The organism is Candidatus Eisenbacteria bacterium, from assembly GCA_018831195.1.
GTDB lineage: Bacteria > Eisenbacteria > RBG-16-71-46 > CAIMUX01 > JAHJDP01 > JAHJDP01.
Genome location: JAHJDP010000028.1, coordinates 99,560 through 123,298 on the forward strand (window position 1 = coordinate 99,560; position 23,739 = coordinate 123,298).

20 protein-coding genes and 1 tRNA gene are annotated in these 23,739 nt (G+C 58.5%); 2 read left to right on the forward strand and 19 right to left on the reverse strand.

Translation table 11 applies throughout. The annotated features are described in order from the left end of the window. Window positions 1–7: 7 nt before the first annotated feature. The 9 genes from KJ970_05360 to KJ970_05400 all read right to left on the reverse strand — a co-directional run bounded on the left by KJ970_05360 (window position 8) and on the right by KJ970_05400 (window position 8,491). Window positions 8–1,261, reverse strand: coding sequence for an ABC transporter permease (locus tag KJ970_05360; GenBank protein MBU2690338.1), 1,254 nt, complete (start codon window positions 1,259–1,261; stop codon window positions 8–10). Further along, on the reverse strand, window positions 1,262–2,482 hold the full coding sequence (locus tag KJ970_05365; protein ID MBU2690339.1) for an ABC transporter permease: 1,221 nt from the start codon (window positions 2,480–2,482) through the stop codon (window positions 1,262–1,264). Window positions 2,483–2,490: 8 nt separating this feature from the next. Next, window positions 2,491–3,156: an ABC transporter ATP-binding protein gene (locus KJ970_05370; protein ID MBU2690340.1), complete on the reverse strand. Its 666-nt coding sequence runs from the start codon at window positions 3,154–3,156 to the stop codon at window positions 2,491–2,493. 53 nt (window positions 3,157–3,209) lie between these two features. Then, the gene (locus tag KJ970_05375) at window positions 3,210–4,565 is read right to left on the reverse strand and encodes an efflux RND transporter periplasmic adaptor subunit (protein MBU2690341.1); all 1,356 of its coding nucleotides are present in this window, start codon (window positions 4,563–4,565) and stop codon (window positions 3,210–3,212) included. Between the two features lie 105 nt (window positions 4,566–4,670). Beyond that, window positions 4,671–6,041, reverse strand: a complete 1,371-nt coding sequence (locus tag KJ970_05380) for a TolC family protein (protein ID MBU2690342.1) — start codon at window positions 6,039–6,041, stop codon at window positions 4,671–4,673. A 201-nt stretch (window positions 6,042–6,242) separates the two neighbouring features. After that, on the reverse strand, window positions 6,243–6,881 hold the full coding sequence (locus tag KJ970_05385) for an energy transducer TonB (GenBank protein ID MBU2690343.1): 639 nt from the start codon (window positions 6,879–6,881) through the stop codon (window positions 6,243–6,245). A gap of 12 nt (window positions 6,882–6,893) precedes the next feature. Continuing rightward, complete coding sequence (locus KJ970_05390) at window positions 6,894–7,307, reverse strand: biopolymer transporter ExbD (GenBank protein ID MBU2690344.1); 414 nt, start codon at window positions 7,305–7,307, stop codon at window positions 6,894–6,896. Window positions 7,308–7,322: 15 nt separating this feature from the next. Further along, complete coding sequence (locus KJ970_05395; protein ID MBU2690345.1) at window positions 7,323–7,727, reverse strand: biopolymer transporter ExbD; 405 nt, start codon at window positions 7,725–7,727, stop codon at window positions 7,323–7,325. Between the two features lie 65 nt (window positions 7,728–7,792). Next, a complete protein-coding gene (locus tag KJ970_05400; protein ID MBU2690346.1) occupies window positions 7,793–8,491 on the reverse strand; it encodes a MotA/TolQ/ExbB proton channel family protein in 699 nt (232 codons plus the stop codon). A gap of 551 nt (window positions 8,492–9,042) precedes the next feature. On the opposite strand from KJ970_05400, the gene KJ970_05405 reads away from it, so the two are divergent. Both KJ970_05405 and KJ970_05410 read left to right on the forward strand, forming a co-directional pair. Next, window positions 9,043–10,875 carry a hypothetical protein gene (locus tag KJ970_05405; protein ID MBU2690347.1) on the forward strand — a complete coding sequence of 611 codons (1,833 nt, stop codon included), beginning with the start codon at window positions 9,043–9,045 and terminating at the stop codon, window positions 10,873–10,875. A 12-nt stretch (window positions 10,876–10,887) separates the two neighbouring features. Beyond that, on the forward strand, window positions 10,888–11,928 hold the full coding sequence (locus tag KJ970_05410; protein ID MBU2690348.1) for a DUF4388 domain-containing protein: 1,041 nt from the start codon (window positions 10,888–10,890) through the stop codon (window positions 11,926–11,928). On the opposite strand, the gene waaF is transcribed toward KJ970_05410, so the two are convergent. The 10 genes from waaF to trpD all read right to left on the reverse strand — a co-directional run bounded on the left by waaF (window position 11,885) and on the right by trpD (window position 23,725). Continuing rightward, entirely contained in the window at window positions 11,885–13,489 is a 1,605-nt protein-coding gene (waaF, locus tag KJ970_05415; GenBank protein ID MBU2690349.1) for a lipopolysaccharide heptosyltransferase II, read from the reverse strand. The genes KJ970_05410 and waaF overlap by 44 nt on opposite strands. Then, window positions 13,482–15,455, reverse strand: a complete 1,974-nt coding sequence (locus KJ970_05420) for a tetratricopeptide repeat protein (protein MBU2690350.1) — start codon at window positions 15,453–15,455, stop codon at window positions 13,482–13,484. The genes waaF and KJ970_05420 overlap by 8 nt, the downstream gene beginning before the upstream one ends. An 85-nt stretch (window positions 15,456–15,540) precedes the next feature. Beyond that, window positions 15,541–18,762, reverse strand: coding sequence for a BamA/TamA family outer membrane protein (locus tag KJ970_05425; protein MBU2690351.1), 3,222 nt, complete (start codon window positions 18,760–18,762; stop codon window positions 15,541–15,543). A gap of 132 nt (window positions 18,763–18,894) precedes the next feature. Then, window positions 18,895–19,554 (reverse strand): phosphatidate cytidylyltransferase, encoded by a 660-nt coding sequence (locus KJ970_05430; GenBank protein ID MBU2690352.1) that lies wholly within the window; start codon window positions 19,552–19,554, stop codon window positions 18,895–18,897. Next, a complete protein-coding gene (locus tag KJ970_05435; GenBank protein ID MBU2690353.1) occupies window positions 19,548–19,829 on the reverse strand; it encodes a hypothetical protein in 282 nt (93 codons plus the stop codon). Before KJ970_05435 ends, KJ970_05430 begins: the two co-directional genes overlap by 7 nt. 42 nt (window positions 19,830–19,871) lie before the next feature. After that, window positions 19,872–19,945 (reverse strand) — tRNA-Arg (locus tag KJ970_05440). Next, a complete protein-coding gene (gene trpB / locus KJ970_05445; protein ID MBU2690354.1) occupies window positions 19,923–21,131 on the reverse strand; it encodes a tryptophan synthase subunit beta in 1,209 nt (402 codons plus the stop codon). Before trpB ends, KJ970_05440 begins: the two co-directional genes overlap by 23 nt. Window positions 21,132–21,185: 54 nt before the next feature. Next, window positions 21,186–21,869 carry a phosphoribosylanthranilate isomerase gene (locus tag KJ970_05450; GenBank protein MBU2690355.1) on the reverse strand — a complete coding sequence of 228 codons (684 nt, stop codon included), beginning with the start codon at window positions 21,867–21,869 and terminating at the stop codon, window positions 21,186–21,188. Then, window positions 21,869–22,681, reverse strand: a complete 813-nt coding sequence (gene trpC / locus KJ970_05455; protein ID MBU2690356.1) for an indole-3-glycerol phosphate synthase TrpC — start codon at window positions 22,679–22,681, stop codon at window positions 21,869–21,871. The genes KJ970_05450 and trpC overlap by 1 nt, the downstream gene beginning before the upstream one ends. 12 nt (window positions 22,682–22,693) lie before the next feature. Further along, a complete protein-coding gene (gene trpD, locus KJ970_05460) occupies window positions 22,694–23,725 on the reverse strand; it encodes an anthranilate phosphoribosyltransferase (GenBank protein MBU2690357.1) in 1,032 nt (343 codons plus the stop codon). Window positions 23,726–23,739: the final 14 nt, after the last annotated feature.

The following is a 23,739-nucleotide window of genomic DNA, read 5'->3' on the forward strand; positions in this document are numbered from 1 at the left end:
TTTTTGTCTACTCATAGTGAAGTGCATCGATAGGATTCAGCCGGCTGGCCCGATAGGCCGGATAAAGACCGAACACAAACCCGACACCTGTTGAGACACTTAGTGAAACTACCACGACCCAGAGGGGGCATGCGAAGGGAAGATGCGTCCCCAGATGAACACCGGCGGCCAGCAGCAGCCCGAGAATAATCCCCGCCAGGCCTCCCAGAAGGGTCAGAGCCGCTGCTTCTATTAGAAATTGACTCATGATGTCCCGCGCCCGGGCGCCGATCGCTCGTCTCAGACCGATCTCCCGGGTTCGCTCACCGACCGCCACCAACATCATATTCATCACGCCGATCCCACCCACCAGCAGACCGATGGCCGAGATGAGGATCATGGCCATATAGAAACCGGAGGTAATCTGCCGATAGAGCTCGAGCAGCCGCGCTTGGCTGGTAATCCCAAAATTATCAGGATCATTGGGTCGCAGCCCGCGCAATCTCCGGAGAACACCGCTGACCTGATCCCGCGCCTCATCGGCATCCTCGGGCCGGGTCGGCCGGACTACGAAATAGTCGACCGACTCCCCGTACCGCGTTTTCTCGACAAAAAAAGGCAACGGAACGACGGCCAGGTCATCGAGGGAGGATCCCAAAAAGGATCCCTTTCCTTCCAGAAATCCGATCACCTGGTAGCTCTGTCCCCCAATCCGGACCCAGGATCCCAACCCCCCTCCCCAAGGAAAGAGGATCTTTTTCACTCCGGCGCCCAGGACAACGACACGCTCGCGGCCGGCGACATCGGCCGGACTGATAAAGCGCCCTTCAGCCACTTCATACCCGTTGCACGGAAGAAAGGCTTCCGTCGCGGCTGTAATCCCGAGCGTTCTCGTGCTGACGCCCCGATACTCTACGGTCTCCTGCCGTTCAATCTGCGCGGATATCCAAGCCACGGCCGGTGCTTGCTGCCGGATGGCGCGGGCTTCGTCCACGGTGAGATCGGGCCGGCGTTCACGCCGAGACGGACCGATCTGGACTTGCGCCTCATACTTGCTGACATAGAGCACACCCGTGCCGAGAGAAGCGATCTGCCGGCTCATCGATTGATTGAGCCCGGAGATGATCGAGACCATCCCCACAACACTGCCCACACCAATCATGATTCCCAGCAGGGTGAGAATCGATCGGAGTTTCTGTCCCCAGAGAACTAGGATCGCCTCCTGCAGGCTATCGTTCAGCAGAAGGGCCCGGCCCTTCGTTTTGTCCCCCCTTGATATCATCTATGTCTCTTGACGGAGGGCCTGAATCGGGTGCAACCGGCTGGCCCGCCGCGCTGGATAGAGGCCGAAGACGACGCCGACCACGATCGCCAGCAGAAGTCCTCCAAGGATGGAGAAGGGATCAACATGTGTCGGGAGGGGTGTCCCGGCCCGCAGTCCCCATGCCAAACCGGCGCCCAAAATGACGCCTGCCACCCCCCCCAACCCGGAAATGGTGGCGGACTCGACGAGGAATTGTAAAACAATATCCTGGGCCCTGGCTCCCAAGGCGCGGCGAAGCCCGATCTCCTTTGTTCTCTCCGCCACGGCCACCAGCATGATATTCATAATGACAATACCACCCACAAGCAGGCTTAACCCTACAACACCAAGCATTCCGATAAAGAGCCCGGCCGTGGCCTGTTCGTAGAAGCTGAATAACATGTCGGAAGTGACAATGGCGAAGTCAGGATCGTCATAGGGCTTCAAACCACGGTGGATCTTCGCCCAAAGCATCGCCTCATCCTGCGCCTCCAGCATGAGCTCCGGCCGGAGAGCCTTGACCTGGATCTCGACTGATTGTCTCCGCCCAAAGATCTTTTGATAGCTCGTGATCGGTACAATAACAATGTCGTCTTGTGAAATCCCGAGCACCGAGCCACGCGGCTCCAACACGCCGACCACATGAAATGTATGCCCGCCGATACGGAGCTTCTGCCCGATCGGATCGCCGACATGCATCAGCTCCTCACGAATCCTTGAGCCGACCACGGCGACATTCTGCCTTAAGGAGACATCCGCTTCCGTCAGATGGCGCCCCTCACCCAGTGGATATTGGCCGACCTCCGGATAGCCGTCTTGTATGCCGACGATCGCAACCATATCCGCCCGCTCTTTCAATCCGCGGACGTCCTGCCGCCGGCTCATCTGCGCGACAACAACATCGGCCAGTTTCAGCTTGCGGCGAAGCCACTCTGCATCCTCCAGCGTGAAATCCTTCCGCCGCTGGGCCTTGAGATAATCCTCCATGTCGGTGATGATACCGTACTTTGTTATGTTAAAGACGTGGCTGCCCGTCCCGAGAATTTCGTTGGCGACATAACGGTTGAGTCCTTGAATCACGGAAACAACGGCCACCACTGAGAACACGCCGATAATCGTCCCGAGCAATGTGAGAAAGGTCCGTAGCTTGGCGGACCACATCGACTGCAGCGCAATAAGAATGGAACGTATGAAAAGCATGTCGGATCCTAGGGCGTCACGATGACGCCGGTCGATGACACCATCTCATCCTTTTCGATCCGTCCGTCAAGTATCCGAAGGATGCGGCGCGTCCGGAGCGCGACCGATTCCTCGTGTGTCACAAGAATCACTGTTTTCCCCTGCTGATGGATCTTATCAAAGAGTTGGAGAATTTCCTCCCCTGTCCGGCTGTCAAGATTTCCGGTCGGCTCATCGGCCAAAATGATGCCTGGTTCCGTCACCAAAGCCCGGGCAATCGCCACCCGTTGCTTCTGTCCACCGCTGAGTTCATTTGGTTTGTGCTCCGCGCGCCCCATCAGACCAACCGCCTCCAGCGCCTGCCGGGCCAATCGGTTCCGTTCGGCCCCTGGAATTCGGCTATAGATCAACGGCAATTCGATATTCCGCAGGGCGGAAGCGCGTGGCAGAAGATTGAATGTTTGGAAAACAAATCCGATTTCCTGATTGCGGATATGCGCAAGGGCGTCATCGTCCAATTCATGCACCGGCTGTCCGCGCAATTCATACGTGCCGGTCGTCGGTGTGTCGAGACACCCCAAGATGTTCATGAGAGTGGATTTCCCGGATCCGCTCGGTCCCATGATCGCAATATACTCGCCCTCACGGATCTCAAGATTGATATCAATAAGAGCGCGGACATCCTCCCCGGCCATCGGATAGATCTTGCCGAAATCTTTCAGCCGGATGAGCTCAGCACGGGACCCGCTCACTCCTTAACATCCTCCTCTTTCTCATTCTCTTTCTCTTTCTCTTTCACATGAACCCGGGTTCCCGACTCAAGAGTTCGCAGCACGCGATAGGGGCCGGTGATAATAGAATCATCGATTCCCAACCCCTCAATTATTTGTATATGTGTTTCACCTCGAATCCCTGTTTGTACAGGACGGAACCGGGCCTTTCCCTCCTCTACAATAAAGACACCTTCGATCAATTCATCTTCATCATTGGATCCGGTCGTGAGCCACTCATCAAGACTCCTTTCCACCGGCTTGTCAGACACCGCAGCGTCTGTCTTCTTCCCTTCCTTGTTTCCGCCTTTAGATGATGCCGCCAGCGAATCGTGCTCTTCCCGCTTCCATTCCTCGATTTTTGAAATCGGTCTAACGGTGAGCGATTGCAGGGGGACGGCGAGGGCGCTGTCGGCGGAGGCGACAAGGATTTCCACATCGGCCGTCATGCCGGGACGCAGGGACTCCGGCGATTCCTGAATCCGCACTCGAACGAGAAAGTCGGCCCCCTCCTGCGAGGTGCGGCCGGCCTGGCCGACCAGGCTGACCCGGCCTCTAAGAATCGTATTGGGGAGGGCGTCGACTTCGACACGGGCGGATTGACCGGCCGAGACACTGATAACATCCGTCTCATCCACTTGAGCCTCCACCTCCATCTCACTCAGATCGGCTATCTCGAGAATCACGGTGCCGGGATTATTCATCGTGCCCGTCACCACATTCTCGCCCTCTTCGACGAGAATCTGAGTCACCAGACCGGAGATGGGAGCGGTGAGGTGCGTTTCCTGAAGATCCCGGCGGGCCGCCTCGAGAGCGGCTTGCAATCGTTGAAGTTCCTGTTGCTGCGCTTCACAGAGAGCCTGGTTCACATCGAAGGTCGCTTCAATCTCCTCGAAAACCTCCGTGGAAACGAGACCCTGATCGCGAAGTTGGCGCTTTCTATCAAGGTTCTTCCCGGAAAGCTCACATTCGGTTTCACAGCGCCGGAGTTGTGACCGGGCGGCTTGGAGCTGCGCCTGATATTGTTCATTCTCGGACCGGTAGCGGGTATCATCCAGATCGATCAGGGGCTGGTCCTTTTCAACCCACTCCCCCTCTTGTACATGAAGCCTCTCAACCCGGCCCGGCACATTCGAACTCAGCTGAACCTGAGTCACCGCCTGAATAGCGCCTGGCGCCCTCACCCATGTCGCCAAGGCGCGACGGGAAACCTTCTCAACCTTAACCTCAAGCCCCGAAGATGATTTCCGGCTGAGATTGCCGACAACGACAAGAATGACGACAATAAGTATCACGCCGCCGATAATGAACCAGCGCCTCTTTAAACGCGCCATCTCCTTCCCCCATCCCCTGGAATCTTAGCACTCGGCGGGCCCTCCTTCATCTCCCCGGCCCACCGTCTCCACCCCCGATTCCGGGTTTTCAATCAGACTTTCAAACTAGAGCTTTTGCCCGACGCTTCTCTCCAAACTCGCCTTCGCCGTGAGGATACTGACCTGGGCATCGACCACTTCGACACGCGCCCTGGTCAGCTCAACCTGCGCATTGTTCCATTCGAGCAGGGTGCCGCCGCCCCCTTCATAGAGCGCTTTTTGAAGCTTCAGATTCTCCTGGGCATAGGTCAAGTTCTCCTGGGCCGAAGCCAATCGCTCTTTCCCTTCCTCCCAGGCGAGGATCGCCTGACGGATTTCGAGTAAGACCTCCAATTCCTTCTTCTGAAGACCGCGCTTCTGTTGCCGCTCCCGCCAGACCGCCTCTTCTACAGATCCCTTTGTCGATCCCACGAGGAAATGGTCGATCGGGTTCAGGTTCATATCGAGACTCACCGACAATCCCCACCTCAGGTTTGCATCCAGATTCTTGAGGCTTTCGTCAAATGTCTCTTCCTGCTTGCTGTAATAAAGTGACATCCCCATCGTCGGCCAGTGCGACCATTTGCGGGAACTGACCTGGTCCTGCATGGCCCGCAGATCGATCCGCGCCTGTAGAAGATCGGCCCGATCCCGCATCGCCATCTCCGCCAATTCAGTTTCGTCCCAAATCCGATCCAGATCCGGGATACTCACCGTCGTATCGATGATGATTTCGAGATTGCTGGGAAGACCGAGCGCCAGGGCTAATTCCGCCTGTTGATTCCGAACGGTGTTGCGAGCGGAGATCAGGTCAAGCTCACTCGACGCCATGCTCACGCGAGATTGTAAAACATCAGCACGGGGCACTGAACCAAGTTCATAGAGGGATTCCGTCCGTCGGAATTGATCTGTGGCCAGTTGAACCGCCTCATTAGCCACCTGCGACAGCTTGACCGCATACATAAGCGCATAGTGTTGCTGCGTCACAGCAAGGGCGACATCCAACTCGGCCGCCTTCAACGCATACCGGGCTGACGCCATCTGCTTTTTGCTGCTGCGAATTGTATAAGCTGTGGGCAGATCGATCAATGACTGTCGGAGCGAAGCCCCGAGGCTCCAACTGTTCGATGCGCCTTTGTCCGCCGCGACCGGTCCCCATTCAGCGATATAAGACGCGAAATCGCGCCCGGAGCGGTTGAAGTTGTAACTCGCGCCAAGGCTCGGGAGATAACCGCCCAGTGAGCGATGATAAGATCCTTCCGCGATATATGTCGCCGCCTCGGCCTGCGCCAGGTCCAGGTTCCCCTGCCCCGCCAATGCGAGGCTCGTCGACAGGTCCCAGGGAAAGGGCGGCAATCCTTCCGGCGCCCCGTAGGCCTCCGGGATCGCCGAAAGCCATAGCATTCCCCCTACCATAAGAACCCGACCCAACATTCCGATCCGTCTATTCACAGACACATCTTCCTCCTTCCCTCAACGCAACCTACGCGACACAGGGCGTTCAAATTCAATAACCTCTAAACCCAATACGCATTGCGCGGTCCGGGAGTTGCCTCATTAGGCAGCGTTCAACGCCATTATGCAACAAGGCCGAGCCTGTTTCCAACAAGCTCGGCCCTGAAACTCAATTTGAATGCCGGAGTGGATGGCCGGTTGCCGTTAGGATCCTTCGAGCGAGAAATCGAAGGGAATCACGATTTGACACCGGACGGGAATATCGCGCTGCTTTGCCGGCCGGAAAAGCCATTTGAAGGCGGCTGAGATCGCAGCCTGCTCCAGCGTCTCGATAGATGTGGACTGCTCCACCGTGGCGGCCACAACACGTCCGTTCTCGTCAATCGTCACCCGAATCATCACCTTGCCTTCCGCCTCAGCCTGCCGGGCCAGATCGGGATATTCAGGCACCTCCTTATGAACCACCATGGGAGGAGTGTCGAAGGCAACGAAATCCTCCTGACTCACCGGCGCTGTCGGCACCATGGGAGGGGCGAAGGGATTGAATTCGGTCGGCGCGATCGTCTCTTCTTCAGATGCGTCTTCCGAAATTTCAGCTTCCTGAGGAAGTTGCGGTCTGGCGATTTCCTTCGGCGGCGGCGGAATGATAATTTCATCCGGCAGATCAACAATCGACATCCGCTTCTCACGCAGCTGGTACGGGTGAGGCACATAGGGTGGTGAGAATTTGAAAGCCAGGGCGTGAAAAACCAGAGCGATCAAGAGTGTCACCCTGAGGTACTTCTTGCTCTTCTGAACAAGACCGTTATGCGCCGAATTGACCCAGGTTGGTTTATTGAACATGGCAACCTCCCCTTACGACTCGGCTTTTTCAGGTTCGTGGGTAAAGGCCACATTGGTGGCCTGGGCGCGTTTGAGCTGCTGGATCACCTCATCCATAATCTTGTACGGAAGGCTTGCATCCATCTTGAGGCCGACGATGAGAGAGCGGTTCTCTCTCAAACGTTTGGCAATGATCGGTTCGATATAACTGACCTGAATAAGCTGATCATTGATGGAAATCTCACCCTGCGCATCCACCCAGATAAAAGTGACTTTCTCTCTCGGGATCCGCTCTCCCATATCTGCCCGCGGGAGGTGAACCGTCAAACCTTCCTCCATCTTGAAAATCGTCGTCGCCATGAAGAAAACCAGAAGGAGAAAGGCGATATCCGCCATGGAGGCGGTCGGAACGTTGCTTGGAACGCCCGCTGTTCGATTAAACTTCATCGTCTCCTCCGCTTCTTAACCGGCGAACATCTTGATGGAGAAAGCCTTTGCCTTGGCCCTCTTCACCTCATCAAGGATGTCGATCATCGTTTGATAGTGCGACTCGGAATGGCTTTCAATAGAAATGATAAGCTTATCATTTTCTTCTATGCGCTGCTTGATGATCTCCGCGATTTCAGAAACCGCAACTGGATTGCCATCCAGATAGATTCTATCCTCGGCGTCGGAATTGATGACAAGGACATTCTTGCGGTTCACCTTTGTCGCTGTCCCGCCGGCTGGGGGCAGGAGAATCGTCATACCCTTTTCAATGTCAAAAATCGTTGTTGCAATAAAAAAGATTAGGAGCAAAAAAGCGATGTCAGGAAGCGATGACGGAGTGATCTCTGCATCGACCTTAACCCCTGACTTGATTTTCATAACGGCTCATCTCCCCTCTCCCCGCCGGGACCCCGGACTCCCATGGGCGGGTTTTGGCGTTAGCCTTATTGTTGACCAACCCCCTCGGAGATAGCTTCAACCAATTCGACGGAACTTTCTTCCATCTCGAGCACGAACCGGTCGATGCGAGCGACAAAATAGTTATGCGCCGTCTGAACCGGAATAGCGATCAGCAGACCCGTTGCCGTCGTGATAAGGGCCTCGGAAATACCCTTGGCAACGACCTTCGCGCTGACCTGTTCGGCGGCGGCGATAGCCTCAAAAGCATTGATCATACCGGAAACCGTTCCCAAGAATCCGATCAAGGGCGCGACGTTGGCGACCGTCGCCAGCCAGATGAGCCCGCGCTGAAGAAACGCCATCTCGATCGTCCCGGCGTCTTCAATCGCCTTCTCAACGGCCGCCGGTCCCTTTGGCGCTTTAAGCAACCCGGCATGCAGAACGGCGGCGATGGGACCTCGGGTTCTTGTACAAGCTTCAATCGCCGCGGCGATACCCGAACCTTTCAGGTTCTGGAGGATTTTCTCCATGAGGTTCCGCGTATTTGTATGAGCTCTCTGCAGTGTGAATATCCGCTCGAGAATCACCGCGAGACCGATAATCGATGTCACCAGCAAAGGCCACATGAACATTCCGCCGGCGTCGAACAGCTCGAGAACGCCGCTGGTCGATTTTCGCTCCGCCGCATCGGCGGGAGCCGCCTCTTCGCCCGTGCCTTCTTCGGCATCGATCGCTTCATCCATCGACTCAGGAACCGCGCCCGCAGCTTCGTCGATCGCGGTTTCCCCTGTGACCTCACCCTCCGCCGGCGGCGGTGTCTGTGTATCCTGCGCCAATCCAGGAAGGGCCATACTGATACCCAGCACAAAAATGGCGAGAACTATCCCACGCAGCCACACCCCGTTCAAATACGGTTTCATGAAATCCTCTCCCTTTATCCCATCCCGTGGCCCCCGGTCCACGGCCATCGTGGCTTGCTGAACGGACTCTTTTTGGTCCGGCACGCCTCCCCTTCACAACAACGCCCCGCTTCGAAACCGGGGACGTCTCATGATAGAAAGGTCCACGCGCGTTAGCCCATAACCCTCACTGGCATCGTAGGGTGAAACTTCTTCAGGTGTCAACGCGAAATCTCCCCGGAGAAGCATGAACCTCCTCAAATCGGTTCCGGTCCTTTGGGGCCCAAGCGCTTCCTTTTACCGAACGGCTCTCAAGTGTCAAAAGACCGGACCCGATAATAAATAGAAGCGATCTCCAGCCTTTCATCAACGGCCTATGAATCAAGGAGTCCTGTGTGTCGATTCCATTGACCTTTGTCTTGATCTTGTTCCTCTTGACCGGAAACCCGGCAGTGGTTCGAGCCGACGCGAAGAGCGCCTCCGCCCCTATCCTCGAGTCGGGGGGCCCAACCGCAGCGGCCCTGGAGTGGGCGGGGGATCAGGCGGCCGAAGAAGGCCGGACAGATGAGGCGATCGCCTTCTGGCAGGCCTCCTATCAGAAGGATCCCTCTCGCTGGTCTCCGGCGCAGCATTTGGCGGCCGCCCAGATCATTCGGAGCCCGCTCGTCGGTCTGGCATGGGCGATTAGAGCGCTGGAAGCCGGTTGGGGTTCTTTCCGGCACCAGTATACGCTTGTGGTCAACATTCTCCTTCTTCTCGTGGAATCCCTTCTGCTGGCGACACTTATCATGGGGCTACTATGGATCGTCAGGATTGTCCCGTTGATCCATCATGGGCTCTTGGAGATGATGAAGCGTTTCCTTCCTGTCGCTTTCGCCAGTGTGGCCGCCGGTCTTGTGCTGGCCCTGCCCCTCATGGCGAATCTTGGATTTTGGGTCACGATTGCCATCCCGATCATTCTGGGGGCTTGGCTTTTCAGGCGCCCCTCTCCTCGGGGTTCTATCCTCTTGGGTGTTGGATCCTTCCTCTCGCCGGTCGTTCTCCTCCTGCTGGCGCGATTGACCGCACCGGCCGACCCGGTTCATCCGTTGACGTTGGTGGATCAGATCCAACGGGATGCCGGCTATCCCCGCTGGTCTCTCGTTCTCAACGAGAGTCTGAAAACACGTCCGGGAGATCCTCTTCTACGATTCGCCCGGTCGATCTCAGCTTGGGAAAGCGGGGATCTGAAGACGGCCGAAGCTGATCTCACCTTCCTCGAGGCTAGGGGAGGGATCGATCGGGCCAAGATCCTGGCGAACAGGGCGGGTGTCACCTTGTCAGGAGGCGATTCAGAGGGGGCGATTTCCCAGCTTTGGGCCGCCCGCCGTATCAAACAGGATCAGGCTGAGGTCGCCTACAACTTGGCGCTGGCCTATGTCAACACCTTCCAAATGGACAAGGCGGATAGGGAATTCCGTTTCGCCCAGGATTTGGATCCAGGGCGGATACAAGAGGCTGACCGGCAACGCCTCCTGCAGGGAGAGACCCAGCCGATGAGGGAACAACTTGGGAATGCCGAGCTTTGGGCGGCAGCCTTTAAGGTTTCCTGGCCCTTCCAGCGTTTCCCGATCCCGATGCCGTTGGCCTTGCTCTATCCCGCCGGTAATCCCTGGCTCCTTTGGCCGGCCCTCCTCTTCGCGGGCCTTGCCGTACTCCTGTTGGGGCGGCGTCTGAGAGGCTTGCGGCTTCGCTCCTGCTCGCGCTGCGGCCGGTCGATCTGCCGCCGCTGCGTCGTGCGTGTCGGATACCGAGGTCTCTGCGGTTCCTGCGCCGCCATGGTCCGTGCCCGCGGGCGCGGATGGGACCGGAAGCTGGCCTTGCGCCGGTACTATCCCGGGGGACCGATGGAGAGAGGGCGCTGGGCGCCGCTCACACCGATACTGGCGGGCTTCATCATTCCCGGGGGGCCCCAGGTCGTTCAGGAGCGGGAGTTGAGAGGATTCTTCTATATTGCGGCGGCCTCGCTTTCCGCCTTTCTCCTCATTCACGGCGGTCTCCCCTTTCCCGGTTTGGGAGGGGGTGATCTCGTTGTGTTCAAGAATAACGCCGTCGGTCTCTCTCCGTTTTGGCCGATACTCGGATACCTCATTCTGGGATTGAGTTCCGCTCGTGAGGCGGTTTTGAACCAGAAGCGTCAACGTGACGTGGCGGTTTGGATAGGAACTGAAGGAAAAAAAGTAGCCTAGGGAGAGTTTTACATGGGTTTAAGAGGGACATTATCGGATGTCGGACCGCTCGAGGCGATTCAGATGATCGCTCTTCAGAGCCGGACGGGATGTCTGACCATCCGGGCCGGTGGTGAGAAAACCTCGATTGATTTCGTCGGCGGCGCGATCCTCTCAATGCATTCGCCGAAATTGAGGGGGAAGTCACCTCTTGTGCAGCTCTTTAGGGAGCTCGAGGTTCTCGATAACGATCAGATCCATAAATGGCTGGACCTGAATGATCCATATCATACCGATCCTCTGGACATTCTGGATAATCTATCCTTCCTGCCTTCTGAAAAGCTCCGAGAGGTTTACCGCATCTATCTCGATGCCCAGCTGGGACGCCTTCTCCGCCAGCGCCGGGGACGCTTTCATTTCAGTGGGGCTCCCCGCGGCCGAAAGATCGAGGTCTTGAAGCCGATCAGCGCCGATGCCCTCCTGCTCGAGGGCCTGCGCCGGGGGGATGAGGTGGAAGACCTTCTCAACGGCCCGCTGCCGCCGGAAGCCGTTCCGGTTATTTTGGAATTGCACTCGGTGCCGATGTCCAAGGGAGAGGAAACGCTTGAACAGCGGATGACACGGATTGTAAGAACCCAATGTGATGGAAGATGGCCGTTGAGCGAACTCATGGAACGAAGCGCGCTTCCTGATTATGAAATTGTCACCGTTCTCGCGCGGGATGTTGAATCGGGCCGTTTGCGGCTCGTCGGTGATCCGGCGCGACCCTTCGCCGGTCCAGAGGCCGGGGAGGGTTGGATCCGCAGGTCTCTGGCCCCGGTGCTGACCGCCGCCGCGGTTCTGCTGGTCGTCATGGGTATCCGCCTCGCCCTCGACCGATTGCCGGCCCCCGCAATGGCCGGAGATATGCCGCTCTCCTCGCGTGGGGAGATTGAGACGATCTGGCGCCGGAACGAGACTTTGCGTCAGGGAAAACTTTTATTGTCGGGGCAATGGTCCACATTCCATCCGAACAGCCCGGCGGGCGCCCTCACTGATTCCCTGAAGGCGCCGTCGACGCCGACGCCCTCCTGAGAATCCAGCGGGCCGCCGCGGTCAAATTGTCGGCCGTGTGAACCAACGCCGCCTCGGGGCGCTTGGATTCCTCCACCCCATACCCCGTCCGCACCAACAGTCCCTGAACACCAGCCCGCTTCGCTGCGATCACGTCATCCAATCGGTCGCCGATCAGAAAAGAAGAGGGCAGATCCAAATCAAGCTCCGCCGCCGCTTGCTTTAACAATCCGGGTTCCGGTTTCCGGCAACCGCAGGTCCCTGTAAAGCGGGGATGATGATGGCAGACATAAATGCCCTCCAACGCCACCCCCTCTTCGCGCAATTTTTCTTTGAGCAACCGGTGCAGGGATTGCAACTCGGGCCGGGTGAGAAGCCCCCTGGCCAGAGCCGATTGATTTGTGACGACGACGAATGTAAAACCAGCTTCTTTAAGAGTTCTCAAGGCGGATCCCACATCATCATAGAGGCGCAATTGATGCGGGCTGGAGAGATAAGGGACAAGGTGGATCAGAACGCCGTCCCGGTCGAAAAAGACGGCCCGGCGCTTGGTTCGGGCTTCTGATTCGTGCAGCAAGGACTGCAGTTCCGTCCACACATCTTCGACGCTGATGCCGTCCCAGCATTCCAAGGCATGGGGGCATTTGGGAAGAAAGCACGGAGCGCAGGAAACCGGGTTCCTGACAATGCGGGATCGTCCGCGGGGACCGGTCCAGTTCGGGTCCGATGAGCCGAAAAGGGCGACCGTGGGGCAACCTACCGATTGAGCCAGGTGCATGGCTCCGGAATCATTGGCGACGGCGGCCCGGCATCTGCCGAGAACAGCCGCCGATTCGCGCAGGGCCAGCGCGCCGATCAGATCCATCACCCTCTCATCCCGCGCGTGAGAGTCCATCCACGGCCCCAGGAGTCCCTTTTCATCCGGGCCCCCCATCCAGAGAAGACCGAATCCCTCCCGCAGAAGACGATCCGCCAGCTCCTGGTAGCGCTCCAAAAACCATTTCTTTGTGGGTCCGTAACGGGCGCCGGGCGCCAAGGCGATGATCGGGCGATCTCCGAAGCGCTCCAGGCGGTTCTTCGCTCCCGCCTCTTCCTCCCCGCTCAGCCGGAGCCGCGGGAGATCCGGATGACCGGGCGCCCCCAGCGCGCGAACCAAATCCCAAAACTCATCCACCAGATGAATCCGTCCGCGCCGTTTGCGGCCGAAGAGGCGGTTGAGGAGCAGCGCCCGCCCCTCCCCGGTCCAGCCGACCCGGACACCGGCCCCGGACGCCTTGAGAAGCAGGGCCGAGGAGAGTGACGGGGACAATGTTAAAGCGACGTCGAATCGCTCGCGCCGGAGGTCCCACGCCGTGCTTCGATACCAGCCAAGGCTCTTGAGACCGCCCGGCCGGGGTGGCAGCTCGATCCGCCGGTGAAAGCCGGGGATCTCCGCCGTCAGGGCGAGGGGTTCCGGCCGGCCCAGAAGGGTTGTCTGCCATTCCCCGACGCCGGCCACCGATTCGAGGGATGGAAGCGCCATGATCGTATCACCGATCCAATTAGGAAGATGTACCAGCAGACGGATCACCGCTTCACCCACCCAACCCGCCAGGGAAGAGGGTTCGGATCAAGCGCTCAACCTCTTCAGGCCGCTCATCCGGTGAGGTTCTCTTGAGATAATCGGACAGAACTATTCGGGCCCTCTCCTTCTGTCCATCCATGAGGAGGGCGGCGGCCAGATCCAAGCGGGCCTGGTGATCCCAAGGCGCAACCCGGATGAGTTCCGCAAAAGTGCGGATCGCGCGTCTCCAAAGCCCCCCCTGAGCGAAATTCGCCCCTTGGAGTCTTAAGAGAGGAGGATCATCGGGCCAGCGGGATAATCCCCCTTCTATAATTTTGGCGGCCTCCGCGTGGTCTTGCTGCTTGAGATAGAGACGGCCCAAATTGAGATAGAGGGACCGGGTGGCGGCGCCGAGTTCCTGCGCCCGTTTCAAGACGGCCAGGGCTTCCTCGTTCGATCCGATCTCCGCCAAATGCCCCCCAAGACTCGTCAGAAAATCAGGTTGCAACCCCTGGTTTGACCCAGCTTGGAGTCGGGTCCTCCAACCGGCCCCGAGGGTATCTCCGGGCATGGGGATGATCGAGATCTTACCGTCCCGCCACCCCGGGCCTCCCCACTCCTCGATGGGCGTCATCTCCATCAGAGCCTGTGTGTAGAAGCCGAAGATGTCGGGAAACCGGTCCCGAGCGTCCCAAAGGGGTCCTACCGTTCGGGCGGACAGAACGAGATAATCGAAGGGCTGATACCAGCCCATCCAATGAGCGCCGCGATAGTAATCGGGACGCAAGTCGTGGTGGGGAATTCTCAGGACATGGGCCGGTCGATCGGCGGTTTTATCCTGCTTCCAACCCATCAAGGGGGCGGGGGCCATGGGATCGAGAACAATCCGGGCCCCCTGACCGACCTGATCCTCGAGCCAATCAAGCGCCGCCTGTTCGGCTGAGGGTAAACGCCACGAGGAAACCTCTTTCACAAGCCGGGGCGCCGGTGGGATGAGAAGCAGGGCCAAAGCCCCGATCAAAACCGGACGATGGGCGCTCCTCTGAAACCAACCCTGCAAACGAATCCAAACGATCATCCCTCCCTCGGCGGCAAGGATGGCGAGGTAGGGAATGAGGGGGACCACTGCAGCGCGGGTCATCCGCCCCCATGTCGCTCCCAATGGGATCAACAGGACGATGATGAGGGCGAGGAGCGCTCCCGGGTTCCGCGGCGACTTTAATCGGGCTGCCGATCCGATCAAGATCAGAAGGAGGGCGGCGGGACCAAAGCTGGTGCGGAGGAGCTTCCAAAGGGGGTCAAGCCTGACGAAGGATTCCGTCAGCGGCCCCATCCAGCCGAGAACCCGCAGGTTCCATAATGTTAAACTCCACCAGTCATTCCAGCCGAGAAGGATCTGCGGGTTCCAGAGACAGGCCAAGGGCAGCGAGACGACAAGCAGGGTGCCCCACTGCCGCCGCGCGTCACCGGTGGAGGCCGTCAATGAGGTTAAAAGAACCCCGGCGGCCACGGGAAGACCCCAGGGACTTGTTCCCAACATCATCCCAAGACCCATGGCCCGGCACCAAAGGGGAAGGGCCGACGTGGCGCAGCAAAGCAAGCCGAAGGCCAGAGCGATCGAACCAGAGGGCTCATAAAGATCGGCCAGCCATAGGGTGGAAAGGGCCAGCAGGATCCCGGCCAGCCAGCCGCTGCGTTCCCTTCTTGTGATCAGCCAGCCGGCGCCGAGGGCGGCCGCCAGGGTCAGGATCGCGAGGACGATCGACCAGAGCTCCTCCCTTTCCCGCACCATCTCGAGAATCGCCGGCCGCGGCGTTCCCTTGATCCAGTCGATTCCGACCCAGAAGCTCTGAACGGCGAGCAGAGGCATGGCGAGGGGATCTTCCACGGGATACGACTCACCGCTCGATTCCAGAATCTGTGTCCAGGCCTGAAGTGAATTGACCATCGCTTTGCTGCGGATGAGAGAAGGCCGGCCGTTAGGAAAGGACCATGCCGCAATCACAATAAGGACAGGGAAAAGCATCAAGAGGCGCCGGAGAAGGCGGCGCGACCCCGCCTCTCTAAAAACCGGACGGTCCCTGTCCGGTTTAGAAATCGGTTCCGAAGATAAGCTCTCCACGAGCCTTTCGCGTGCCGCGGACCAGATCCGTGGCTTGGGCCAGATCCCAGCGCAGGATCAGAAAGCCCAAATTCATCGAAGCGCCCAAACCATAGGAAGCCCGCAGATCTTCCAAATGCCGGCGTCCCTGATCGTCCGTGCCGAATGCCCTGAAATGTTCCGCCTCCGTCCAGGCGGCCCCGAGATCAAAGTAGAACGCTCCGCGGATTCCTCTGAACTCCAATTTCAGTGGCCATCCCAGCCGCAATTGATCAACGAGGGGAAAACGGAACTCAATATTTGTAAAAGCGATTCGGGTTCCCTCCAATTCGCCATAATCATATCCCCGCATGGTAAAGGGACCGCCGATCCGGAAAATTTGAGGATCCCCCCCATAGCTCGATGCCGCAACGAGCCGGAGGGCCAATGCGTACCTCTGGCGTACATTCAGGTATTCCCGGTGATCCATCAGCAGCGTTATATAACTGAGATCACCGACGGCCCCGTCCACCGAATACCGGTAACGCGACCCGCTGATCGGCCCGGTCGGACCGAAAAGCGTCGTATCTTTCACCAGAGCGAGGCCTGGTGAGAAATAGGTATACTTATCCTGCCTGTCCAATGAGTAATAATTCGACGCCTCGAAACTTTCCTGATAGACCATCTCATCGACATTCAAAGCCTGAAGACGCAATTCAAGACGCCGAAAACGGCTGAAGGGTCTCGACAGACTCAGTTCCACGCCCCGATAGATCTGGCTGATAAACTCATCGGACGATTGCGCGGCGAAAATGTAAAAGTCATTCCGGAACTGAAAGGCGCCCGCGCCCCAATGAATCCGATTCTTCATATTGTAATATTGGAGCAACAGGTTGGCGTCTTCGAGCGATCCGTAAATATCGGCTCCCACGACAATGTTGTGATCACCCAAAATATCGCTGAAGTAGAGCAGAGACTGGGCGCCCAATCCTACATTGGTGGCGAAAAAGCCATTGGCGCTGACATAGTCGACGCTGAAACGGGGTTTGTAGCCGCGGATCAAATGGGATGACGAATCAGGCAACTCCTTTGTTTCGGCGAAGACCTGCAAAATATCGATAGGCTCCTCAGGCACAGGGTCTTTGAAACGAAAAGCGCCTTCACCGCCGCGAAAACGATCATGCGGATGCTCTTGAAGTACAACTTCGAAGGTATCCACGCCGGCGATCAAGGGATCATCCACCGGCCACGGCGGCCCCATCCAATCCTTGGGATTGATCGGGGAAGCCGGCAGCATTGCCGCCGAATCGGGTTCATCCGCCAGCGGGGGGAGGTCGGTGAGATCCAGGATCTCCCCTCCGGGGGGCGAAGAATGAACAACAACGAAAGCGGGGCCCTTTTCCGGCACATCCCTCGCCGGGGCGCCCTCTTTGCGCCAGCGGTCGATCGGATCCTTTATGGCGTAAATATCCCAACCCCCGATGCTGAAAGAAGTGAAGAGCAATCGCCGGCCGTCCCGCGCAAGGGAGATGGGGGTTCCCCAGGGAACAATCCCCGTGACACCGGTCAGGATATCGGTGATGGGGCCGTCCTGGCCCGTCTCGATATCCCGGATGTTGATATTTGATATACCCGACCGGTCGGTGACATAGGCGATTCTCTTGCCATCCGGAAACCAGTAAGGGGAAATATTCTTTCCCTCCTGGCCGGACAGCACCTCGATCTCCTCGGTCTCGAGATAGAAAATCGCGATTTCCGGTTTTGAGAAAATGAGATTTCCCCAATCGGTATCGGGCCCCCGGTCGGTCACGAATGCGATCTTCTTCCCGTCCGGTGAGAATTGGGGCTCTCGAACCATGAAGCGGTCGTTTGTTAAAGCTCTTACATTCTTGCCGTCGGCGTCGACGATAAAGAGGTCGCTGCGCCCGCCCCGCAGACCGACGAAGGTGATCTGTTGGCCATCGGGAGACCAGGATGGGGCCTGCAATCCCTCGATATTGAAAAGATGGCGATGCAGAATCTTTTTCTTGCGCACATCCATGATATAGAGCGCGTCCCGGTCTCCCACTTTGGCGGAGAAGGCGAGACGGGTGTTATCAGGCGCCCAAGCGAAGGTGGCGTCCAAAAAACGGAGGGATTCAAATGCTTCCCGCCGTTCACCCTTGATCAATCGATGGATCACCTTGCCATCGATCGCTGAAGCAAGATAAAGATCGTTGTACAAAGAACGATCCGAGAGATAGACCATGAGGGACCCATCCGGAGACACGGCCGGCGACAGATTGATGGAACTGCCGTCCCAATCATGACGGGTCAGCTGTTTGGCAAAGGAAACCGCCTTTTCGTGCTCCGCTATTTGCGGGAGATAGGTGCGCCGGACGGATTCGGTCCAATTATCCGAGAGTTTCTCGAGATTCATCCCGAGCACCTCTTCGACGGCAAAAGAAAGGTTGCGCGTCCGGGTCATCGTCTTGAAAAGAAGACCGATCGTCTCATCGCCATAGGTCTGCCCGATGTAGGCCATGATCGCCTGGCCGTAACGATAGACCCGGATATCATAGACATAATTCAGATCCGGTATCGACGTCAGATACCCTTGAAGCGCTCCATCCCGCAGCCACATCCGGGTGTGGTCGTCGACATACCCGGTGGAAAGATACTCCGCCATCCCCTCCATCACCCACAAGGGGGGCGAGTAGGAGAAGGCGTTCCTTAAACGTCCTTCCTTGCTGCCCCATAAGATATCTATTTGAAAGGCATGCACCAGCTCATGGGTGAGAACCTGATCGAATTGGGCCAGCGATCCGGTGAAGGGCAGGGTGACGCGGCGCTTGAGAAACTCGGTCAACCCTCCGGTTCCCTCACCGATGAGGCCGCTTGAGACATTTGATTCCTGAAAATCGGTCTGGGACGCGTAAAGGATCAGTGGGATCTTATCTTCAACGTCATGATTCAGTATCCGGCTCAAGCGGGCATAGGCCCGTTCAGCCATCATGGCCGCATCGGCGGCCGACCCCTTCTCGCTTTCATAGTAATAAATATCAAAGTGATCGGTCTCGGTGACGGCCCATTTCAGGTTTCGATAATGGACTTTGTTCCGTCCGAAATACTGGGCTGAGGCTGTCTGAGGTAAGAGGGTGAGGGCAGAGCAGGCCAGGAGGGCCGTTCCCAGTAGAATCCTAAATCCTCGGATCTTCGGCAGCTTCTCCAGAAGAGGTCTCCTTATCAACATCGGTGGCTCCTCAGTTTTCCAATCCCTCATCCCCATTGTAGGCCCGACCCTCATGGCAGGGCAACCGATGGTACGAGACGATTTACCCTCTCATCTCATCTTTGGTTTCAGCCGGCCGTTTCAAGGTGGATTTTAGGTGAGGAAATAGAAAAGAACCGCGATACCCCCCGGAAGGATGAGATTATCCAAACCCCGGGTGCAGGGCGCTTCCAGAATCGCCGCCGCCACGGCCACGGGCAACAGGAGCAGCGCGGGAAGCCCTTCGCCCTCCTGCACGCGCCCGGCGACCATGAGCGCGGGCAGGGTCGCGATGATGAGAGCTAAACTCCCCTCCCAGCTTTTCTGCCCACCCCAAATAGGATAGCGATGGCGGCCCCACCGGCGGCCGACGATCGACGCCGCGGCATCGCCCCAGGCCATCGTCAAGAGACCGGCCACAGCCGCCCCCCTGTGAGCTGGGTTCCAAAAGATCCAGAGCAACAGGGTGAAGGTCAGGGGAAACCAGATCGTGCCGAGATTGGAGCGGTCTTCATCTTGAAGCGAGGGAAAGCGGCCACTGATATGAATGGCGATATTGGCGAGGACGAAGAGACCGGGGAGAAGAATGGCCGCGCCGACATGGTCGAAGAGATAGAGCGTGGGGACGCACCATGAGCCGATCCCGATATGAACGCTCTTCCGGGTCAGATCCCTCGAGGCTCCCATCCGGCGAAGGATCTCTGATAAGGCGACGATCGCGCTGATCGCGGCAAGGGAGATCACCACACCCCAAAGGTCCCGGCCGGTCAACACCTGCCTCCCCCCTGTTCACCGTCGCCTCTCTTCAACCAGAGGATGCCTCTCACCAGGATGAAGACGGCCAGCGCCAGCGCGCCGATGGGGACATAGATGACTTTAACAAGAGGCACGCCCAAATTTTCCATCAGCCCGTAAAACCGGATGACGAAGACAATGAGCGCCACCGTCAGCGCCAAATGTAAGAGTCCGATGAGAAAACGGGGGACCTTCGAGAACGCCGTTCCGGGTTCCCAATGCGGCGATGGATGGGGTTTGTCATCCGGCTTCATGATAAAAACCGGGCCGATCCCTCAGCCCACTCCCTAAAAATGTACGCCCGACAGGATTTGAACCTGTGACCTTCTGCTCCGGAGGCAGACGCTCTATCCAGCTGAGCTACGGGCGCGCTGAACGCTGGAGACAATCTGAACATCTTTGTCTCCGCGTCCCGATAAATTGAGGATTACCAGATCCTCCGGCTGCAAGCAAGGACCCAGTTGCCGCAAATAAGCCACCGCATGCGCCGATTCCAGGGCCGGAAGGATCCCTTCCGTGCGGGCCAGGAGGTCGAATCCCTCAAGGGCCTCCTCATCGGTCACCGAGACATAGGTGGCCCGGCCCATCGCCTCCAGGGCGACATGCTCCGGTCCCACGGCCGGATAATCGAGACCGGCGGAAACCGAATGGGTGGGACGGATCTGGCCGTCCTCATTCTGAAGGACATAGGTGAGTGTCCCGTGCAGAACCCCCTCGCGTCGCTCCGCGAAGCGGGCGGCGTGACGTCCCGTGTCGATGCCATCACCCCCGGCCTCGACGCCGATCATCTTCACACCCGGATCATGGATAAAGGGATGAAAGAGCCCGATCGCATTGGATCCGCCGCCGACACAGGCCACGAGATGGCTCGGCAGGCGGCCGGTCTGTTCGAGAACCTGATCCCGCGACTCCCGCCCGATGACCGTCTGAAAATCCCTCACGATCATTGGATAGGGATGCGGACCCAGAACGCTTCCGAGCACGTAGTGCGTTGTCGCGACATTCGTCACCCAATCGCGAAGGGCTTCGTTAATGGCGTCTTTTAATGTACAACTCCCGGTCTTGACCGGGTGGACCGCGGAGCCGAGCTGTCTCATACGGAAAACATTGAGCTCCTGCCGTTCCATATCTTCCACACCCATATAGATTTCGCACTGCAGCCCAAGCAGGGCCGCGGCGGTCGCCGTGGCCACCCCATGCTGCCCCGCCCCCGTTTCGGCGATGATGCGCGCCTTGCCCATCCGCTGCGCCAGCAGCGTCTGGCCGAGGGAGTTGTTGATCTTGTGCGCGCCGGTGTGATTGAGATCCTCCCGTTTCAGAAAGATGCGGGCCGAGGTGATCTCCCCGGCGAGGCGGCGGGCCTCAAAGAGGGGGGTCGGCCGCCCGATGTAGTGCCGGCTCAGTTCCTGAAGCTTCTCCTGGAAGGCAGGATCGGCCATCGCCTCGTTAAATGAATGTTCAAGTTCATCCAAAGCCGCTATGAGCGTTTCGGGAACAAACCGTCCGCCGTAGGAGCCGAAATAACCGGCCGGACGGCCGCCGTCATTCTTTGCCACCCTGAAGTCTCCTTTTGGGCTCCGCCTTAAACTTCGTTGCTTGACGCCGCCGGGTCACTTCCCCGAGGGCCGGCCCCCCAGCTCATTGAAAGCGTGGCGGGCCTTCTCAATATAGGCGCGGACGGCGTCGAGATCCTTGCGCCCCTGTCCTCTTTCCAAACGGCTCGACGCATCGACACCCTGAGGTTGAACGGCATGGATCGCGGGACCCACATTATCGGGCCCGAGCCCGCCGCTCAAAATGATCCGGCGCTGACGGCTCCAGCCCTCAATCCATTCCCAAGGAAAGGGACGGCCGGTCCCCCCCGCCCGGTCCGGATCATAGGTATCCAGCAACAGCGCCCAGGCTCCGCTCTCTTCATCGGGTGGGGCGGGGCGCTTCCCGCCGATGCGCAGACAGGGCATCACCGGAAGCCCATATTGATAAACCTCCGGCGGCAGCGGCGCGCCGTGGCATTGTATCAAGTCGAGCTTCAGCTCTTCCAGGACGCTGGGAATCATATTCCGGTCTTCCGGGAGAAAGACTCCAACCCAGGCGGCCCGGGGAAATTCCGACCGCAGGGAGGCGACCCACTCCTTGATCTCTCTCGCAACCACGCGGCGGGGGCTATCGGAGAAGATCAGCCCGGCAAGATCGGCGCCCGCCGCGAGGGCGGCGCGCGCATCGGCCGGATGGGTCAGGCCGCAGACCTTAATGAGGCCGTCCCGATCCAGACCCTTTTCCGATCGCACCGGCATCAGACCCGCTCTTCTTCCCCGGTGGGATCCAAACCTCTGAGAAGCCGCAGGGCGGCGGAGGGATTCTCGGATCGCATCAGGAACTCGCCGATGAGGATGCCGTCGGCGCCCAATCCTTCGAGCCGCAGAACCGTCTCGCGATCCCGTATCCCGCTCTCGCTGATACGCACGACCGATTCCGGAAGTTTTGGAATGATCGAGAGGGATGTGTCGACCGAGACAGCCATATCGCGAAGATTGCGATTGTTCACCCCGATCATTTCGGGATCTGCTCGCACGGCCGCATCCAGCTCCGTGAGATCATGTATCTCAACTAATCGCTCTAATTGCAGATCGTTTGCTGTTTGTGAAAGATCCCTCAATTGAAAAGGATCAAGCGCCGCCACGATCAGCAGGATCGCATCGGCGCCGATCGATCGGGCTTCCACAATCTGATACTCGTCAATGATAAAGTCTTTCCGCAACAGGGGGATTTCGGTGAGGCCGCGAACCTGTATGAGATCCTCGTCGGACCCTCCAAAAAACGCCGGTTCGGTCAATATGCTGAATCCCGACGCCCCGGCCTGCGCGAGCTTTTCGACCTCTTGCTTGATATCCAGATCGGGACGGATCGGACCGGCCGAGGGGGACGCTTTTTTTAATTCACAAATCCAGCGGATGGGTTCCGCGGCGCCGCGGGAGAGCGCCTTCGCCAGGGACCGGCGATCTGCATCAAAGAGCGGATGCTCTTCCAGCGCCCGCATGGGCACGCTTTTCTTTTTATGGCGAACATCCATGGCGCGGCGCCGGCAGATCGCCTCGAGATGTGTCACACGATGATCCTCTTACCCCTGAAATCCGCGTGAGAATTCCTTCAGATGATTCAGTTTCTTCAGTGCTTCGCTGGAATCGAGACTCTCCCGGGCCTGCTCGATCCCTTCGGTCATGCGCGCGGCATGTCCGATAGTGACCAGGGCGGCGGCCGCATTGAGAACCACCGTTTCCCGGGCGCCGCCGGTGACCTTGCCTTCGAGGAGCGCTTGCAGCCAGGCGGCATTTTCGGTGGGCGTTCCGCCGGACAGCTCCGCCATGGAGACGCGCGGCATCCCGATCTGGGAGGCGTCCAGCGAGCGGAGTCGCGGTTCTTTCCAGCCGCGGCGGACTTCATAGAGCAGATTGGGCCCGGAGAGGGAAAGTTCATCCAATCCGCCGTGCCCGTGAAAGACGATGGCCCGTTCCGTACCGAGATGCTGAAGGACACGGGCCAGCGGCAGGGCAAGCTCCGGGGAATAAACACCGAGGACTTGGTACCCGGCCCCCGCGGGATTTGTTAATGGCCCGAGAATGTTAAATATGGTGCGTACGCCGAGTTCCCGGCGCGGGCCGATCGCGTGGCGCATGGCGGTATGCAACTTCGGCGCGAAGAGAAAACTGATCCCCACCTCGTCAAGACAATGCCCCAGCGCCTCGCTGCTCAGATTGAGATTCACACCCAGAGCCTCGAGAACATCGGCGCTGCCCGACCGGCTGGATACAGAGCGATTCCCGTGTTTCGCCACGGCGACGCCGGCGCCGGCGGCGACCAAAGCCGCGGCGGTTGAAATGTTCACTGTGCCGCGGCCGTCGCCGCCCGTGCCGCACGTATCCAGCAATGGTTTGCGATCCGTTGTTACCTTCTGGACACAGTCCCGCATGGCGAGCGCGGCTCCGGCGATCTCTTGCGGCGTTTCACCCTTCATCCGCAGAGCCACAAGCAAAGCCCCGATCTGCCCCGGTGTGGCGGCGCCGCCCATCACGGCCGACATCGCGCTCCGCGCCTCATCTCGCGATAGATCTTCTCCCTCGATAAGGCGGGCGATCAGTTCCTTGAGACTCATCGGTAGGCTTTCCC

Coding starts and splice junctions, on each gene's coding strand:
- KJ970_05395 (MBU2690345.1), bottom strand. CDS start 7,727: ATGAAAATCAAGTCAGGGGTTAAGGTCGATGCAGAGATCACTCCGTCA.
- KJ970_05365 (MBU2690339.1), bottom strand. CDS start 2,482: ATGCTTTTCATACGTTCCATTCTTATTGCGCTGCAGTCGATGTGGTCC.
- KJ970_05390 (MBU2690344.1), bottom strand. CDS start 7,307: ATGAAGTTTAATCGAACAGCGGGCGTTCCAAGCAACGTTCCGACCGCC.
- KJ970_05385 (MBU2690343.1), bottom strand. CDS start 6,881: ATGTTCAATAAACCAACCTGGGTCAATTCGGCGCATAACGGTCTTGTT.
- KJ970_05360 (MBU2690338.1), bottom strand. CDS start 1,261: ATGATATCAAGGGGGGACAAAACGAAGGGCCGGGCCCTTCTGCTGAAC.
- KJ970_05375 (MBU2690341.1), bottom strand. CDS start 4,565: ATGGCGCGTTTAAAGAGGCGCTGGTTCATTATCGGCGGCGTGATACTT.
- KJ970_05435 (MBU2690353.1), bottom strand. CDS start 19,829: ATGAAGCCGGATGACAAACCCCATCCATCGCCGCATTGGGAACCCGGA.
- KJ970_05425 (MBU2690351.1), bottom strand. CDS start 18,762: ATGTTGATAAGGAGACCTCTTCTGGAGAAGCTGCCGAAGATCCGAGGA.
- trpD (MBU2690357.1), bottom strand. CDS start 23,725: ATGAGTCTCAAGGAACTGATCGCCCGCCTTATCGAGGGAGAAGATCTA.
- KJ970_05410 (MBU2690348.1), top strand. CDS start 10,888: ATGGGTTTAAGAGGGACATTATCGGATGTCGGACCGCTCGAGGCGATT.
- KJ970_05450 (MBU2690355.1), bottom strand. CDS start 21,869: ATGCCGGTGCGATCGGAAAAGGGTCTGGATCGGGACGGCCTCATTAAG.
- KJ970_05400 (MBU2690346.1), bottom strand. CDS start 8,491: ATGGATGAAGCGATCGATGCCGAAGAAGGCACGGGCGAAGAGGCGGCT.
- KJ970_05370 (MBU2690340.1), bottom strand. CDS start 3,156: ATGGCCGGGGAGGATGTCCGCGCTCTTATTGATATCAATCTTGAGATC.